Source organism: Bradyrhizobium sp. HKCCYLRH3061, assembly GCF_051168015.1.
In the GTDB taxonomy this organism is placed as follows: Bacteria; Pseudomonadota; Alphaproteobacteria; order Rhizobiales; family Xanthobacteraceae; genus Bradyrhizobium.
In genome coordinates this window covers 70,477-86,184 of sequence record NZ_JBNPUE010000011.1, presented here as the reverse complement: position 1 = coordinate 86,184, position 15,708 = coordinate 70,477, and the positions used below count along the sequence as shown (strand labels likewise).

The 15,708-nt window shown below is 65.6% G+C and carries 13 protein-coding genes; 8 read left to right on the top strand and 5 right to left on the bottom strand.

From position 1 onward, the window contains the following. The first annotated feature begins 31 nt into the window (after positions 1-31). Entirely contained in the window at positions 32-682 is a 651-nt protein-coding gene (locus ACQR2C_RS18880; RefSeq protein ID WP_315713870.1) for a YqgE/AlgH family protein, read from the top strand. A 191-nt stretch (positions 683-873) separates the two neighbouring features. On the opposite strand, the gene ACQR2C_RS18875 is transcribed toward ACQR2C_RS18880, so the two are convergent. Beyond that, a complete protein-coding gene (locus ACQR2C_RS18875) occupies positions 874-1,761 on the bottom strand; it encodes a TauD/TfdA dioxygenase family protein (protein ID WP_434881832.1) in 888 nt (295 codons plus the stop codon). Positions 1,762-1,894: 133 nt separating this feature from the next. Beyond that, a complete protein-coding gene (locus ACQR2C_RS18870; protein WP_434881831.1) occupies positions 1,895-2,674 on the bottom strand; it encodes an SDR family NAD(P)-dependent oxidoreductase in 780 nt (259 codons plus the stop codon). 136 nt (positions 2,675-2,810) lie between these two features. Between ACQR2C_RS18870 and ACQR2C_RS18865 the strand changes: the two genes are divergently transcribed. The 3 genes from ACQR2C_RS18865 to ACQR2C_RS18855 all read left to right on the top strand — a co-directional run bounded on the left by ACQR2C_RS18865 (position 2,811) and on the right by ACQR2C_RS18855 (position 5,255). Further along, on the top strand, positions 2,811-3,953 hold the full coding sequence (locus ACQR2C_RS18865) for a PQQ-dependent sugar dehydrogenase (protein WP_434881830.1): 1,143 nt from the start codon (positions 2,811-2,813) through the stop codon (positions 3,951-3,953). A gap of 121 nt (positions 3,954-4,074) precedes the next feature. Further along, on the top strand, positions 4,075-4,809 hold the full coding sequence (locus ACQR2C_RS18860) for an SDR family NAD(P)-dependent oxidoreductase (RefSeq protein ID WP_434881829.1): 735 nt from the start codon (positions 4,075-4,077) through the stop codon (positions 4,807-4,809). A gap of 74 nt (positions 4,810-4,883) precedes the next feature. Continuing rightward, a complete protein-coding gene (locus ACQR2C_RS18855; protein WP_434881828.1) occupies positions 4,884-5,255 on the top strand; it encodes a CsbD family protein in 372 nt (123 codons plus the stop codon). A 130-nt stretch (positions 5,256-5,385) separates the two neighbouring features. Here the strand turns inward: ACQR2C_RS18855 and ACQR2C_RS18850 are convergent, their stop codons facing one another. Together ACQR2C_RS18850 and ACQR2C_RS18845 are read right to left on the bottom strand one after the other, a co-directional pair. Continuing rightward, positions 5,386-7,128 carry a DUF459 domain-containing protein gene (locus tag ACQR2C_RS18850; protein WP_316177302.1) on the bottom strand — a complete coding sequence of 581 codons (1,743 nt, stop codon included), beginning with the start codon at positions 7,126-7,128 and terminating at the stop codon, positions 5,386-5,388. Between the two features lie 139 nt (positions 7,129-7,267). After that, positions 7,268-8,662 carry a lytic murein transglycosylase gene (locus tag ACQR2C_RS18845; RefSeq protein ID WP_315804752.1) on the bottom strand — a complete coding sequence of 465 codons (1,395 nt, stop codon included), beginning with the start codon at positions 8,660-8,662 and terminating at the stop codon, positions 7,268-7,270. A gap of 218 nt (positions 8,663-8,880) precedes the next feature. On the opposite strand from ACQR2C_RS18845, the gene galU reads away from it, so the two are divergent. Then, the gene (gene galU / locus ACQR2C_RS18840; RefSeq protein WP_315804753.1) at positions 8,881-9,762 is read left to right on the top strand and encodes a UTP--glucose-1-phosphate uridylyltransferase GalU; all 882 of its coding nucleotides are present in this window, start codon (positions 8,881-8,883) and stop codon (positions 9,760-9,762) included. Between the two features lie 46 nt (positions 9,763-9,808). Here galU and ACQR2C_RS18835 read toward each other — a convergent pair whose 3' ends face one another. Then, positions 9,809-11,317 (bottom strand): sensor domain-containing diguanylate cyclase, encoded by a 1,509-nt coding sequence (locus ACQR2C_RS18835; RefSeq protein ID WP_315804754.1) that lies wholly within the window; start codon positions 11,315-11,317, stop codon positions 9,809-9,811. A 142-nt stretch (positions 11,318-11,459) separates the two neighbouring features. On the opposite strand from ACQR2C_RS18835, the gene ACQR2C_RS18830 reads away from it, so the two are divergent. From ACQR2C_RS18830 to ACQR2C_RS18820, 3 genes are all read left to right on the top strand, one after another. Then, positions 11,460-11,717 (top strand): DUF7662 domain-containing protein, encoded by a 258-nt coding sequence (locus ACQR2C_RS18830; RefSeq protein ID WP_316177305.1) that lies wholly within the window; start codon positions 11,460-11,462, stop codon positions 11,715-11,717. A 119-nt stretch (positions 11,718-11,836) separates the two neighbouring features. Further along, positions 11,837-13,630, top strand: a complete 1,794-nt coding sequence (locus ACQR2C_RS18825) for a peptide ABC transporter substrate-binding protein (RefSeq protein WP_434881827.1) — start codon at positions 11,837-11,839, stop codon at positions 13,628-13,630. A gap of 246 nt (positions 13,631-13,876) precedes the next feature. After that, positions 13,877-15,670 carry a peptide ABC transporter substrate-binding protein gene (locus ACQR2C_RS18820; RefSeq protein WP_434881826.1) on the top strand — a complete coding sequence of 598 codons (1,794 nt, stop codon included), beginning with the start codon at positions 13,877-13,879 and terminating at the stop codon, positions 15,668-15,670. Positions 15,671-15,708: the final 38 nt, after the last annotated feature.

Genomic DNA, 15,708 nt, shown 5'->3' with positions numbered 1-15,708 from the left:
AGGATATCGATGATCATGAGAGTCCTTGCGGATGAATCCTGAGGCAAAAAGGCTGGGCGACATTCGCCGCAAAGTGACGGGGATCGGGGATCACACCTCTCACGGTGGTTACCTCGACGGCCAGCTGCTGGTTGCAATGCCCGTGATGGGCGATTCCCGGTTCGAGCGCTCGGTGATCTATCTCTGCGCGCACTCGGCCGAGGGCGCCATGGGTATCATGGTGAACCGGCCGGCGGGCAGCATCGACTTCCCTCAGCTCCTGATGCAACTGAATATCATCGAGAAGAGCGATCAGATCAGCCTGCCCGACAGCGCCGAGACGATGAAGGTGCTGAGCGGCGGCCCTGTCGATACCGGCCGCGGCTTCGTGCTGCATTCGAGCGACTACTTCATCGCCAACGCGACCTTGAAGATCAACGACGGCGTCTGCCTGACGACGACCATCGACATCCTCAAGGCGATCGCCAAGGGCGACGGTCCAAAGCACGCGATCCTCGCGCTCGGCTATGCCGGCTGGCGCGCCGGCCAGTTGGAGGAAGAGATCCAGGACAATGGCTGGCTGCATTGCGACGCCGATCCGGAGCTGATCTTCGGCGACAATGTCGACGCCAAATACGATCTCGCGCTGCGCAAGATCGGCATCGATCCCGGCATGCTCTCCAACGCCGCGGGGCACGCGTAGAGGCGATCATCCTGCTGATGGTCCGGCGCGCGCCGGGATCGAAGAAGCGCGTTATCGAGGTATCGCCTGTTTCTCCAACCGTCATTGCGAGCGAAGCGAAGCAATCCAGAGTCCCGCCCGCGACTCTGGATTGCTTCGTCGCTTCGCTCCTCGCAATGACGGCATCTCTCACGACAGTGTGTGAAAGGGCGCTACTCCGCCGCCTGCTGCGCCACCGTCGGTTCGGTGCCGGCGACCGTGGCGCGGCGCATGTCGCGCGGCTGCGACTGGTCATAGCGGCGCACGCGGTGCATGGTCTGCCTGTTGTCCCACATGATCAGGTCGTGCAGCCGCCATTTGTGGACGTAGACGAACTCGGGCTGTGTCGCATGCTCGGTGAGGTCGCGCAGCAAGAGCCGGCCCTCCGGCATGCTCATGCCGATGATGGCGCCGGCATGCGATGACAGATACAGCGACTTGCGGCCGTGCGCGGGATGCGTTCGCACCAGTCGCTGCCTGACCGGCTTGAACATCTCCTTCTCCTCATCGGTGTAGTCGAGGAAGCCGAGCGCGCCGCGCGAATACATCAGCGAATGTTCGCAGACGAGATCCTCGATCTCGTCCCTGGTCTCCTGGTCGAGCGCGTCATAGGCGGCGCGCATGTCGGCGAATTCGGTGTTGCCGCCCTTCGGGTTCACGATGCGCGCGGAGAGAATCGAGTATTTCGCCGGGATCGGCCGGAACGAGCTGTCGGAGTGCCACAGGCAGTTGCCGAGATTGAACAGATGCGTGCGATGGTCCGGTGGCAGCGGCTTGCCATCCTTGCCGAGATTGGAGACGTCGTTGAGGCCAGTGGTTAGGCGGTAGTCTTCCTTCTTGGTGACGGTGCCGCCGCGCGCCTGCTCGCGCTCGCCGAAGCTGAGCGCAAAGCCGAGCTGCTGCGCGTCGGTGAGGTCCTGATCATGAAATACGAGAACGGCGTAGTGATCGATCGCGGCCTGCAGCTGCGCGAGGTCGTCCCCGGCGAGAGGCTTGCGCAGATCGATACCGGACACTTCGCCGACGAAATGCGGGTGCAGCTGTCGGATGGCGATTGCCATGGTGTCCTCCTCGCGTCCTCATGAGGGCGGACTCCTGTCCGCTTCTTCTGATGGAGGCTACGCCGGCGATGTGCGAAGTCAACGCAAGGCGCGGAGCGCCGCGTGCACGGCTGTCATGCCGGGGCGGCAGACATCACGCATTGCGGGCCATCAGCCCGCCATCCACCGGGATCACCGCTCCGGTGAGGAACGAGGCGGCCGGCAGGCTCAGGCTCAAGGTCATGTGCGCCACTTCTTCGGGGTCACCATAGCGGCCAAGCGCGGTGCGGCGCCGCGCATAGACCGCCTTTTGCTCGTCCGGAATGCGCGCGGTCATGGCGGTCGTGATCGGTCCCGGACAGATGCAGTTGACGGTGATGCCATCGCGGCCGAGCTCGACCGCGAGCGCGCGCGTCAATCCGGTCACCCCGGCCTTCGCAGCCGAGTAGGCGCTGTGCAGCGCGGTTGCACCGAGCGCCTCGGTGGAGGCGATGTTGACGATGCGCGGGCTGCTCGAGCGGCGCAGATGCGGCAGCGCGGCACGGATGACGCGCTGCTGTGCCGTCAGCATGATCGCAAGCCCTCTTGTCCAGGCCTCGTCGTAGGCCACGTCGTCGATCGCGACGCGCACCGAGATGCCGGCATTGTTGACGACGATGTCGAGCCCGCCGAAATGCGCCGCGGCCTCGCCAACGACGGCGCTGATGGCGTCGCGGTCGGTGAGGTCGAGCCGCCAGGCACGTGATGTTCCGCCGCAGGCCAGGATATCCGCCACCACCGCGCGGGCTCCGTCCTCATCGATATCGGTGACTGCGACCCTGGCGCCTTCATCTGCGAACACGTGCGCGGTCGCGCGCCCCATCCCCGATGCTGCGCCGGTGATCAGGACGATCAATCCCTTGACCGAGCGGCTGAGTTGCCTGTGCTGGTGCATATTTGCGGCTCACGGAAAAATGCGCATCGCATGCGCGCCGTTGAGATTATCACTGATCGAACGCATTCGGTAGGCACCGATCCGGCATGGCCGAATTCTCGTTGCTGACGACACGGATCAACAAACCGGAGTGATCATGGTGCTCTCCACGACCTTCATGCGCTTGGCATTGGTGATGGGACTCGTTGCGACCACGGCTGCGCGAGCCGAGAGCATCAACGCCGGCGATCGCAAGGCAAGCGCGGTGCGGCCTTTCGAGGCGCGGAGCGTTGCCGAGTTCGATACGCCCTGGGCCATCGCCTTCCTGCCCGACGGGCGGATGCTGATCACGGAGAAGCCCGGCCGGATCTTTCTGGTCACGCAAGGTGGAAAGAAGATCCAGATCGGCAACGTGCCTGCGGTCGCGGCGCGCGGACAGAACGGTCTCCTGGACATTGCGGTGTCGCCGAGCTTCGCGACGACGTCGCAGATCTATCTCACCTACACCGAGCCGAGCAGCGAGGGCAGCCGGCTCGTGCTGACCCGCGCCGTGCTGTCGCTCGCAAACGACAGCGCCGGCCTGACCGACCCCGTCGTCATCTGGCGCCAGACGCCGGCCGGTGGCGGCGGCCAGCCCGGCGGCATCATCGCGTTCGATCCGTCGGGAACGCATCTGTTCCTGACCGTCGGCGACCGCATGCAGCCGAACAGCGCACAGGATCCACGCCAGGCGCGCGGCAAGGTGCTCAGGCTCAATCTCGACGGCGCGACTCCGTCGGACAATCCCATGGCCGAGGACAAGGGCGTGCCGGCCCAGACGTGGACCAGCGGCCACCGCAATCCGTACGGGCTCGCCTTCGCATCAGATGGCAAGCTCTGGCTGCACGAGATGGGACCGCGCGGCGGCGACGAGCTGAACCTGATCGAGCCGGGCAAGAACTACGGCTGGCCGCTGGTGTCCAACGGCGACAACTACGACGGCACGCCGATCCCGCGGCATGCGACGCGGCCCGACCTCGCGCCGCCGCCGCTGTATTGGGATCCCGTGATCGCGCCGGCCGGCCTCGTCTTCTATGATGGTCCGATGTTTCCGCAATGGAAGGGATCGGCATTGATTGGAGGCTTGCGGGCGCAGGCGCTGGTCCGCGTTGCCTTCCGGCCCGATGGTCAGCCTGACGAGGCCGAGCGCTGGGACATGGGCGAGCGCATCCGCGATGTCGCCGTGGCGCCGGACGGGGCCGTCTGGGTCATCGAGGACGATTCGCCCGGCCGCCTGCTTCGGCTGACGCCGATGAATTAGCTGCGCAGCAGCATTGATGCGAAAGGTGCCGATGCCGGTGTCGCCACAGCCGCGATGCCGTTGACAGGGCCTGCGCCGATCCCCACACCATCCGACAAACAACAATGGAAGGAGTGGGGAGATGAACGCACTCGATTTCACGGGACGTTCGGTGCTGGTGATCGGCGGATCGAGCGGCATCGGCAACGGCATCGCGCAGGCGTTTCGCGCGCAGGGCGCGCGCGTCGACATCAGCGGCACGCGGGCGAGCGCTGCCGATTATGCCGAAGGAGAGGGCTCCGATCTCGCAGGGGTGAACTACCATCAGCTCGATGTGAGCGATCCCGGCGCGATCGAAAGCTTCGTGCCGCGGCTCGATCGGCTCGATGTGCTGGTGCTGGCGCAGGGCGCGGTGTTGTACCGCCGCGGCGAATTCGCCATGGAGGGCTTCCGCAAGGTGGTCGAGGTCAACCTCATCAGCCTGATGGCCTGTGCGACGAAATTTCACGGCCTGCTGCGCGATGCCAGGGGCGCGCTCATCATCGTCTCGTCGACTGCGGCCTATCATTCGACCATGGGCAATCCGGCCTACAACGCCTCGAAGACCGGCGCGATGGGATTGACGCGAACCCTGGCTGAGGCGTGGGCGGAAGACGGCATCCGCGTCAACGGGATCGCGCCCGGGCTCGTCGACACCAAGATGACCAAAGTGACGACCGCCAATCCGAAGCGCCTCGAGGGCGCGCTGCAGCGCATCCCGCTGCGGCGGCTGGGGACGCCGCAGGACATGGCCGGTGCGGCGCTGTTCCTGGCCTCGCCACTGTCGTCCTACATCATCGGCCAGACCCTCGTCGTCGACGGCGGCCTGATTTTGTAGTCGTTCGGAACCTGCGCCGCGCTGGCCGGTTAGCAGGCCAGCAATCCCGCACAGTGCAGAGAAGGAGAGCGGCAATGGATCAGGATCGGCTGACCGGTACGGCCAAGGATGTCTCAGGCAAGATCGAGGGCGGCGTCGGCGAGATGTTGGGCGACAAGAGCACGCAGGCCTCGGGCCGTGCACGCGAGGCCGCGGGCGTCGTGCAGAACATGTATGGCCAGGCCAAGGACGCGGCGCGCGAGGCCGGCGATGCGGCGATGGATTTCGCCAAGGATAAATTCGGTAACGGCTCCGAGACGCTGCGTGACGGCACGCAGGCCCTGACCAAGCGGGTTCAGGACAATCCGATGGGCGCGCTCCTGGTCGCCGGCGGCATCGGCTTCCTGCTGGCGATGCTGATGCGCTCGCCGAGTCGGCCGCAGCCGCCGCAGCGCTGGCGCTACTGAATCCGTAAGTCCCCCTGACGATCAGATGACAATCGGCCCGCATTCGCCGCGAATGCGGGCCGATCTTGTTGTGGGCATTTCGTTTCGGACGATCGCGTCGATCACCCCTGGCGCTCAGGCGCGGCCACGATCAGCGTCCCTGGGACTCCAGCGCTGCCGCCGAGCGGCCGACCGATGCTGGCGGCCGCGGCGGCACGTTCGGATTGCGCGCGGCAGGGGGCCGTGCCGGCTGCTGAGGCGCGCCGAAGCCGAAGAATTCACGGACGCCCTGACCTGGCTGATTCGGCTGCTGTGCCTGGGCTGGCGGCTGCTGGCCGGGGGCCGTCGGCGCGGTCAGCCGCTTCTGTCTCGGTGGCGCCGGTGTCGGCGCGGCCGGCGTTGCTTCCGCCGGCGTGGTCGCTGCCATCGGCGCTTCGGGCCGGGTCAGCTCCTTCGGCGGCTCCTTGGCCTGTTCGCGGCCGACCTCGCGGCGGGGCCAGACGAAATCGTCGGCGCGGCCGGCCGGCGGGCTCAGGGCCTCGCCCTTGACCAGGGTTCGGGCCGCCAGCGCGTCGACCGCCGCAGGTCGGGAGCCGGGGCCGCCCAGCAACTGGTCGGTGCCGACGGATGACGCCACCAGCGGCAGGATCGGGCCGGCGACCGGCCGCGGCGCCGGCTGGCCGGGCACGGCATTGGCGTCCGGCGTCGCCGGCTCGTTTGGCAGCTCGAGCGGCGCAGAACGGGCCGCGAGCAGCCGGTTGATCTCTCGCTCGGCATAGTGGGCGAGCTTGCGCGCGCCCGGCTTGGTGAAATAGACGCCGTCATAGGAGCGCAACTGGCGGATCTGGCCCTCGAAGTCCGGGCCCTTCTGCAGGAAGCGGCCGGACTCGTCGACGAAGCCGTCCCAGACATCGACATAGGTGATGCCGGCCTTGCCGGCGGCATCGCGATACAGCGAGTCGAGGAACAGCGTGTCCGCGGTGCCCTTGGGACCGCGAACCGCGGGCAGGCCGACCCAGAGCACGGGCACGCCCTTGCTCTTGGCGATCGCGATCATCTCTTCGATCTTCTTCGCATACAGCTCGACCCAGCGCTCGTCCCGGAACTCATAGAGGCCGCCCGGCGAGCGGGCGGCCTTCTCCGGTGCCGCGACCGCGGGCGTGTCGTTGTCGACCTCGTCCTGCGGCAGATCGGTATCGGCAGCCTTGTCGTCGGGCTTGGCCGCCGTGTCGGCCTTGCCGTCCGGCTTGGCTTCGCCCGGCTTGGCCTCACCGGGCTTTGTCTCGCCGGGCTTGGCCTTGGCATCCTTTTTGGCCTTGTCGCCCTTCTTGTCGTCCGGCTTCTCGGTCTTCTCCACCGCAGGCTCGCGCAGCGAGATGCGGTCGTTGAGGCCGAGCATGATGACGATGGCGTCGGCGCGCTCGGTCGCCAGGATGCCCTTGGCGGCGGCGGCCCAGTCGGCCGGCTCGCCCCTGGGCTGGTACTTGATGAGGCCCGACGTGGTCCTGATCCTGCGGGTCACGCCCATGTCGGGCTGCTCGGCATAGGCCTCTTCCAGGCCATAGGCGAGCCAGTCGGCCATGGCGTCGCCCAGCACCAGCACGTAGCGGTCCGGCGCGCCGTCACGCTTTTCCGGCGGCGGCGCCTTGGAATAGTCCTGGATCACCCGCTTGGGCTGTTGCTGCGGGAACGGAGCGAAGAAGTCGCCGCCGAACCAGCCTCCGCCACCTCCACCGCCGCGCGGGGCCGGGCGGGGCGAAGCGAACGGGTTGAAGTTGAAGAACTGGGCCGAGGCGGGGCCGGCGATGCCGACGAGCATGGCGATGACGACCGCCAGCACGACCAGCGGGCCGGGCTCGTTCAACAGCTTGAGGATGGACTTCAGCTTTGACATGCGCACCCGTCGCGCGGCGTGATCGTGACGATCCATATAATAGGACGCGAATCAGGCCGCAAACGGGCATTCACCGGATGGTGTTGACGGCGCCGGTAATCACCCCAGAAGGTTACCGGCAGGGCAGGTTGGGCTGCGATCAGCGCGCCCGCAGCCGTTCGAGCACGTCCGAGGTGGCAAATCCGTCCGCCGGCGCCCCGATCGAGGCCTGGAAGTTCCGCAGCGCCTCGCGCGTCTGCCCACCGAACTGGCCGTCCGGCGTTCCGCGGTAAAATCCGCGCTCGGCGAGCAATTGCTGCAGCTCGAGCCGCTCGCCGCGCGACAGCGTTCGCTCCTCGCGCGGCCAGGCCTGAACGAACGGCGGCGCGCCGCGCAGGCGGTCAGCGAAGTGTCCGATCGCCAGCGCATAGGCTTCCGCAGGGTTGTATTTCATGATGACGCGGAAGTTCTGCAGCATCAGGAAGCCGGGGCCCTGGGCGCCGGCCGGCGCCAGCAGATAGGCCTTTTCGGCGCTAGTCGGGAACGGCTGACCATTGGCCCGTCGCAGGCCGAGCTGTTCCCACTGGCGGAAGCTCATGCTCTTGGCGCGGTCGGCGAGCATGTAGTTGAAGCCCTGGGGCACCACGACCTCGTAGCCCCAGCTCTGGCCGCTCTGCCAGCCGTCCTTCTTCAGATTGTTGGCGGTCGAGGCGATCAGGTCGGCCGGATTGTCGACGACGTCGCGGCGGCCGTCACCATCGGCATCGACGGCGAAGCGCTTGAACGCGGTCGGCATGAACTGGGTCGGGCCGAAGGCGCCTGCCCAGGAGCCGCGCAACTGCTCGGGGCGCAGATCGCCGCGATTGAGGATTTCCAGGGCGGAGAGGAACTCATCCTTGAAATAGGCCTGGCGGCGGCCGATGCAGGCGAGCGTCGCGGTCGACTGCAGCACGCTGCGGTCACCGATCTGGGTCGAGTAGTTGGACTCGATGCCCCAGATCGAAGCGACGATGTAACGGTCGACGCCGTAGGCACGCTCGGCCGCATCGAACTGCGGCTTGTACTTCGCCAGCACCTCGCGGCCCTTCGCCAGCCGGTTGTCGTTCACCAGGATGTCGAGATAGTCCCAGATCGATTTGGTGAATTCGGGCTGCGCGTCGAGCAGGTCCATGATGCGCAGGTCCGGCGACAGGCCGGCGGTAAAGCGCTGGAAATTGTCCTGCGTGATGTTGCGCCTTGCGGCATCTGGCCACATGCCGGCGACGCAATTGTCGAAATTGCCGGCGGCCTCGCGGATCGCCGCCGCCGTCATCAGCGGATGGCCGGAGGCGCCGTCCTCGCCGCTCCACGGCTGCGGCCCGCCGGCGGCAGGGGGCTGGTTGGGGGCGGGGTTGCCCTTGGTCAAGGTGCCCGTGAACAGGCCGTCGAGAAAGTTCAGCGGCCCGCCGCCGGATTGCGCGACAGCGGAACCGGACACCACCGTCAACGCCGTGACCAGAACCGCCGCGCCGGCACCCGCCTTCAGAGCTGTCAGCATCACGTTCCGTCGCATCATGTCTCGATCCAGATCGCATGGAAGATCGGCCTCCACGAGGCCCGGTCCTGCTTAACGGGAGATTAACAAGGTTAACGATTTCCGTAGCGAAATTTAGCCGTTCGGTCCATGTCGAGCGGAACACCGGACCAACATCCGCCTTTGTTCTCGGCTGCAAACGAGCTACCTAAAATGCGATCGATTTCGCATTCATATCGCCACAAGGTCTAGTCATCCCCATGAAGATCCGCAAAGCCGTTTTTCCGGTCGCCGGTCTCGGCACCCGCGTCCTTCCCGCCACCAAGGCGATGCCGAAGGAAATGCTGACGATCGTCGACAAGCCGCTCATCCAATACGTCTTCGATGAAGCCAAGGAGGCGGGCATCGAGCATTTCGTGTTCGTGACCGGGCGAAACAAGACCGCGATCGAGGATCATTTCGACCGCATGTACGAGCTCGACGCGACGCTCGCGGCGCGCGGCAAGAAGACCGAGATGGAAATCCTGGCGCGCGACCAGCCGGAGGCTGGCGCCGTCAGCTTCACCCGCCAGCAGGCCCCGCTCGGGCTCGGCCATGCCGTGTGGTGCGCGCGCGACATCGTCGGCGACGAGCCGTTCGCGGTGGTGCTGCCGGACGAACTGGTGCTGAACGCGCCGGGGTGCCTGGCGCAGATGATCGCCGCCGCGAACAAGCTGCCCGAGAAGAGCAATGTGCTCGCGGTGCAGGAGGTGCCGGCCGACCAGACCCATCAATACGGCATCTGCGGCGTCGGCAAGCGTGACGGCAAGATCTTCGAGGTCGACGGCATGGTCGAGAAGCCGGCCAAGGGCACCGCGCCGTCGAACTTCTCGATCACCGGCCGCTACATCCTGCAGCCGGAGATCTTCAAGATCCTGGCGACGCAGGAGCGCGGCGCCGGCGGCGAGATCCAGCTCACCGACGCGATGATCGGGTTGTCCAAGACGCAGAAATTCTACGGCGTGGATTTCGACGGCGAGCGGCACGATTGCGGCTCGAAGTCCGGCTTCCTGAAGGCCAACATCGCCTTCGCCATGGCGCGGCCCGACCTGCGCGATGGCCTGCGCGAGGACATGAAGCGCTATCTCGACGGCAAGGGCTGAGGCCAAGCCGACGAGAAATGCCGCGCCTTCGAGACAGTTGGTGGCATCACGCCGCCAGCGAGGCCGCGGGTGACGGGTTATGCACCGCTGCGCTGGCGCAGCGGTTGCGGCCCGCGGCCTTGGCCATGTAGAGGGCGCGGTCGGCGGCATTGAGCAGGCCGGTCCAATCCGTGTCGCGCGACGGCGTGACACTGGCGGCACCGATGCTGATCGAGGTGGTGCACGCCTCTCCCGCCCACAGCTTGACCTTACTGCGGATCGTCTCCGCGACGCGCAGCGCATCCGCTTCCGAGGTCCCCGGCAGCAGCACCGCGAACTCCTCGCCGCCATAGCGCGCGGCGCAATCGCCGGCGCGCCGCACCGAATCGGAAATGCACACGGCAATGCCGACCAGCACCTGGTCGCCGGCCTGGTGCCCGTGGGTGTCGTTGTAGCTCTTGAAGTGATCGGCATCGATCATCAAGAGCCCCAGCGGCGCGCCGGCGCGCTGCGCCCGCCGCCATTCGAGCTCGATAGTCTCGTCGAACTTGCGCCGATTCTTCAGACCCGTCAGCGGATCGGTGGTCGCGAGCTGCTCCAGTCTGGATTCGACCTTCGCCCGGAGCTGGATCTCGCGCGCGGCGACCTGCGTCGCGGCCAGGACGAACACGATCAGCGCCAGCATCATCGCGCCGATCTGCGCAGCTTCGTTGCGCCAATAGGCGAAGACGCTGTCCCACGACTTGCTGGCGATCACGACCAGCGGCTCGGTGCCGTTGCGCCAGACCAGGAGCCGCGGCAGATCGTCCAGCGCGCCATGGCTGCTCGACCAGCCGGCCGGCTCGGTGAGCGCGCGGGTCACGGCCGGCGCCCGCGCCAGGTTGCGTCCGATCGCGGCAGGATCGAATGGCGCGCCGACGATGACGGTGCCGTCGCGCCGGAGCACGGTGATGTTGTCGCCCGTTCCGAGCGTGAGCCGCGCGAACAGGTCGCGGAAATAGCCGAGGCGGATCGAGCCGGCGACGACGCCGGCGAAGCGTCCGTCCGGCGTCGAGATGCGGCGACTGAGAACGATGGAATATTGGCCATGATGCTGGGCGGGCCGCCCGACATAGAGCCCGGTGTCGGGCCCGTCGCGATGCACCTGGAAGAAATCGGCGTCGCTGCGGTCCTCCGGCAGCGGGTCGAGCGTCGACGATTCGAGCGACAGCCGCCCGCGGGCGTCAAAGACCTGGATGATGCCGAAATTCTTCGCGGTCGACGAACGGTCGAACAGGATCAATTGGCGGACCGGCTTGCTGACCTCGTTGATTTCGGGCAGCAACATGTTGCTGGCCACAGCCCGCAGCGAGAGATCGTAGAGCTCGACGTTGCGGCTGATGTCGGCGCCGATGCTGGCGGCCATGTTCTCCAGCGCCTGCCGGGCGCGGACCTCCTCGCTCCGGCGCAGGTCGATCATGACGCTGGCGCAGATGGCGGAGAAACCGATGATGGTCGAGATGGAGCAGGTGATCAGCGTGCGCGCCGAGAGCCGCCAAGGCTGCGTCGCCCGGCCCGTTCGGCGTGTCCAGCGCATCGGCTCGTCCCGTCCCCGTGAAACCCCGTCCGTAGACTGACGGATCAGGCCGAAGTAACGCATGTTAGGTTAACGAGCGGTTGCGTTCGCTGCGCCTGTCGTCAAGGCGGCCGCACACACGCTGGTATGAGGGAGTCGAGACTTGCCGGACTATGATGCGCTTCGAGACTATCTCAAGCGGCAGACCCGCCCCGAACTGGTGCTCAGCCTCGAGGAGATCGAGGAGCTGATCGGCGACGGCCTGCCGCGCGCCGCGCAGCGCGCCTCGTGGTGGGACAGCCTGCGGAGTCCGCAGGAGAAGATGCCGCAGCGCGAGGCCTGCCTGGCGGCAGGCTATGTCGCGACCCGGCTGCCCGATGGCAAGGGCGTCCGCTTCCGCAAGCTGAAGCCGGAGCGCTGAGCTGCATCAGTGTCCGCGCAATTGGCCTGCATCCTGCTTTCCGGGCGGTGCTGCAGTGTGGTTGAGCTTTCAGGGCGCGATCGAGCCCGCATTGTGACTGAGGATCTGGAGAGACGGACATGAACGAGCAGGACCTGCGCCACGAGATCGCCGCGGTCAAGGACGGGCGGCTGTCGCGCCGCGACTTCGTGCAGCGGATGCTGGCGGCCGGACTGACGGCGCCGCTGGCCGGCATGATGCTGGCGCATTCGGGAGTGGCAATGGCGGCGCAGGAATTCCCCTACAAGCCGACCAAGGCGGGCGGCGGCGGCGCGCTGAAGCTCCTGTTCTGGCAGGCGCCAACCCTGCTCAATCCGCATTTCGCCATCGGCGCCAAGGACCAGGAATCCGCGCGCGCCTTCTACGAGCCGCTGGCCGGCTGGGACGCCGACGGCAATCTCGTCCCGGTGCTGGCGAGCGAGATTCCCAGCGTGGCCAACGGCACCGTCGCGGCCGACGGCACCTGGGTCATCTGGAAGCTCAAGCAGGGCGTGAAGTGGCACGACGGCCAGCCGTTCACTGCCGACGATGTGATCTTCAACTGGCAATATGCCACCAATACCGAGACGTCCGCGGTCACCATCGGCGACTACAAGGACATCAAGACGATCGAGAAGATCGACGACCACACTGTTCGCCTCGTGTTCAGCCAGCCGACGCCGCAATGGTTCACGCCGTTCGTCGGCGGCCGCGGTGCCATCATTCCGAAGCATCTGTTCGGCGACTACGTCGGCGCCAAGTCGCGCGAGGCGCCGAACAATCTCAAGCCGGTTGGAACCGGTGCCTATCTGTTCGTCGACTTCAAGCCGGGCGACATCCTGACCGGCAGGCTCAATCCCGACTACCACGTTCCGAACCGGCCGCACTTCGACACGCTCGAGATCAAGGGCGGCGGCGACGCGGTATCGGCGGCACGCGCCGTGCTGCAGACCGGCGAATATGACTACGCCTGGAATCTGCAGGTCGAGGACGAGATCCTCGTCAAGCTGGAGACCGGCGGGACCGGGGTCGCCGAGATCGTGCCGACCGGCAATCTCGAATTCATCCTGCTCAATGCCACCGATCCCAATGTCGAGGTCGACGGCGAGCGGTCGAGCCTCAAGACCAGGCACCCGCTGTTCTCGGACCCGGCGGTGCGCGAGGCCATCAACCTCCTGATCGATCGCGCATCGATCCAGAAATTCGTCTATGGCCGTGGCGGCATCGCCACGGCGAACTGCGTCAACAATCCCGCGCGCTATCGCTCGCCCAACACGCGCTTCGAGTTCAACATCGACAAGGCGAACGAGATCCTGGAGAACGCCGGCTGGAAGAAGGGGGCGAGCGGGATTCGGGAGAAGGACGGCAAGCCGCTCAAGCTCGTCTTCCAGACCTCGACCAACGGGCCGCGGCAGAAGAACCAGGCGATCGTCAAGCAGGCCTGCCAGAAGGCCGGCATCGAGCTCGAGCTGAAGTCGGTGGTGGGTTCGGTGTTCTTCTCCAGCGACGTCGCCAATCCCGACACCTACACGCACTTCTATTGCGACATGGAAATGCTGATGATCACGATGGCGTCGCCGGAGCCGCAGGCCTTCATGACCCAGTACGTGTCGTGGGAAGCGGCCAGCAAGGCCAATAAATGGCAGGGCCGCAACGTCTCGCGCTGGCAGAGCAAGGAATATGACGATCTCTACAACGAGCTCACGCGCGAGCTCGATCCGGTGAAGCGTGCGGCGCTCTACATCAAGCTCAACGACACGGTCTGCGCCGGTCGTCACGTGCTGCCGGAGCTCAATCGTCCGCGCGTCAGCGGCATCCGCAAGGGTCTGCAAACCCATTCCTCGGGATGGGACAACGACCTCTGGCAGCTGCCCAACTGGTATCGCGAGAGCTGAGCACTCCTTACGGCGTCCCGGTGCGGGGCGACCGTCGTTGACGATGTAGTTCCATTTTCCGGGATGCTCTGGCAGTCATTCTTCCCGCATCTGCGAAGTGCGACAATCGATCCATTCTTTATTGCGGAATTGGCCCGGATTCTGCTTTGACAGTCGCTTCGAAGGCTGATCCAATTTTGTGCAGTTCCCGATCGATGCATGACGGGGACGCGTTTTTGGCATTCAGCACCACTTTGGAGTCGATGAATGAACGAGCGTGACCTCCGTAGCCAGATCGCTGATGTCAAAGCAGGACGCCTGTCACGGCGCGAATTTGTGCAGCGGATGATTGCCGTGGGGCTGACCGCGCCGCTGGCCGGCGCGATGCTCGCCCATTCCGGCGTTGCGATGGCCGCCGAGCCGATCGCATACAAGCCGACCAAGGCCGGCGGCGGCGGCCCGCTCAAGCTGCTGTTCTGGCAGGCGCCGACTTTGCTCAACCCGCACTTCGCCAACGGCACCAAGGATCAGGAGGCCTGCCGGCTGTTCTACGAGCCGCTCGCCGGCTGGGACGCCGACGGCAATCTCGTGCCGATTCTCGCGGCCGAGATTCCGAGCAAGGAGAACGGCCTGCTCGGCGCCGACGGCCTGTCGGTCACCTGGAAGCTGAAGCAGGGCGTGAAATGGCACGACGGCAAGCCGTTCACCGCAGACGACGTGATCTTCAACTGGGAATATTCCGTCAATCCCGACACCGCTGCGGTTTCGATCGGCAGCTACCGGGGTATCAAATCGGCAGAGAAGATCGACGACCATACTGTCAAGCTGACGTTCAAGCAGCCGACGCCGTTCTGGGCGGATGCCTTCGTCGCAGCCTACGGTCCGGTGATTCCGAAGCATCTGTTCGCCGACTATATCGGCGGCAAGTCGCGTGAGGCGCCGGCAAATCTGAAGCCGGTGGGCACCGGCCCGTACGTCTACGTCGATTTCAAGCCCGGCGATTCCATCTCCGCCAAGCGCAACCCCGATTATCATCAGGAAAACCGGCCCTATTTCGACACGGTCGAGGTCAAGGGCGGCGGCGACGCGGTGTCGGCGGCACGCGCGGTGCTGCAGACCGGTGAATACGACTACGCCTACAATCTCCAGGTCGAGGACGAGATCCTGACCAAGCTGGAGGCCGGCGGCCAGGGCAAGGCGCAGCTCACGGTGACCGGTCACATTGAATATATCGCGCTCAACGTCACCGATCCCTGGACCGAGGTCGACGGCGAGCGCGCGAGCATCAAGACCAAGCATCCGGTGTTCTCCGATCCGGCCGTGCGCAAGGCGATCAACCTGTTGATCGATCGCGCCTCGGTGCAGAAGTTCATCTACGGGCGCGCTGGCGTCGCGACGCCGAACTTCCTCAACAATCCCGAGCGCTTCCGCTCGCCGAACAACAAGTTCGAGTTCAACATCGACAAGGCCAATCAGATCCTGGAGGAGGCGGGCTGGAAGAAGAACTCGTCCGGCATTCGCGAGAAGGATGGCAAGCCGATCAAGCTGGTATTCCAGACGTCGATCAACGCGCCGCGCCAGAAGAACCAGGCGATCATCAAGCAGGCTTTTCAGAAGGCGGGCATCGAGGTCGAGCTGAAATCGGTCGTCGCGTCGGTGTTCTTCTCCTCCGACGCGGCCAATCCCGACACCTACACCCATTTCTACTGCGACATGGAGATGTACCAGACCACCATGCCGCAGGCGGATCCGCAGTTCTTCATGAACCAGTTCACCTCATGGGAGGTCTCGAACAAGGAGAACAAGTGGCAGGGCCGCAATGTCTCGCGCTGGCAGAACAAGGAATACGACGAGACCTACAAGCAGGCCTCGAGCGAGCTCGACCCGGTCAAGCGCGCGGCGCTGTTCATTAAGCTCAACGATCTCGTCGTTCAGGACAATTACATCCTGCCCGAGATCAATCGCCGCAACTGCATCGGGTTGAAGAACGGGATGGTCGCCAACAAGAGCGGTTGGGACAACGATCTCTGGCAGATCGCCAACTGGTATCGCGAGACCTGATTGCGCCACCAGCATGATTAGACATCTGAGAGGCTGAG

Coding starts and splice junctions, on each gene's coding strand:
- ACQR2C_RS18825 (WP_434881827.1), top strand. CDS start 11,837: ATGAACGAGCAGGACCTGCGCCACGAGATCGCCGCGGTCAAGGACGGG.
- ACQR2C_RS18875 (WP_434881832.1), bottom strand. CDS start 1,761: ATGGCAATCGCCATCCGACAGCTGCACCCGCATTTCGTCGGCGAAGTG.
- ACQR2C_RS18850 (WP_316177302.1), bottom strand. CDS start 7,128: ATGTCAAAGCTGAAGTCCATCCTCAAGCTGTTGAACGAGCCCGGCCCG.
- ACQR2C_RS18820 (WP_434881826.1), top strand. CDS start 13,877: ATGAACGAGCGTGACCTCCGTAGCCAGATCGCTGATGTCAAAGCAGGA.
- ACQR2C_RS18845 (WP_315804752.1), bottom strand. CDS start 8,662: ATGATGCGACGGAACGTGATGCTGACAGCTCTGAAGGCGGGTGCCGGC.
- ACQR2C_RS18855 (WP_434881828.1), top strand. CDS start 4,884: ATGGATCAGGATCGGCTGACCGGTACGGCCAAGGATGTCTCAGGCAAG.
- ACQR2C_RS18865 (WP_434881830.1), top strand. CDS start 2,811: ATGGTGCTCTCCACGACCTTCATGCGCTTGGCATTGGTGATGGGACTC.
- galU (WP_315804753.1), top strand. CDS start 8,881: ATGAAGATCCGCAAAGCCGTTTTTCCGGTCGCCGGTCTCGGCACCCGC.
- ACQR2C_RS18880 (WP_315713870.1), top strand. CDS start 32: ATGAATCCTGAGGCAAAAAGGCTGGGCGACATTCGCCGCAAAGTGACG.
- ACQR2C_RS18860 (WP_434881829.1), top strand. CDS start 4,075: ATGAACGCACTCGATTTCACGGGACGTTCGGTGCTGGTGATCGGCGGA.
- ACQR2C_RS18835 (WP_315804754.1), bottom strand. CDS start 11,317: ATGCGCTGGACACGCCGAACGGGCCGGGCGACGCAGCCTTGGCGGCTC.
- ACQR2C_RS18870 (WP_434881831.1), bottom strand. CDS start 2,674: ATGCACCAGCACAGGCAACTCAGCCGCTCGGTCAAGGGATTGATCGTC.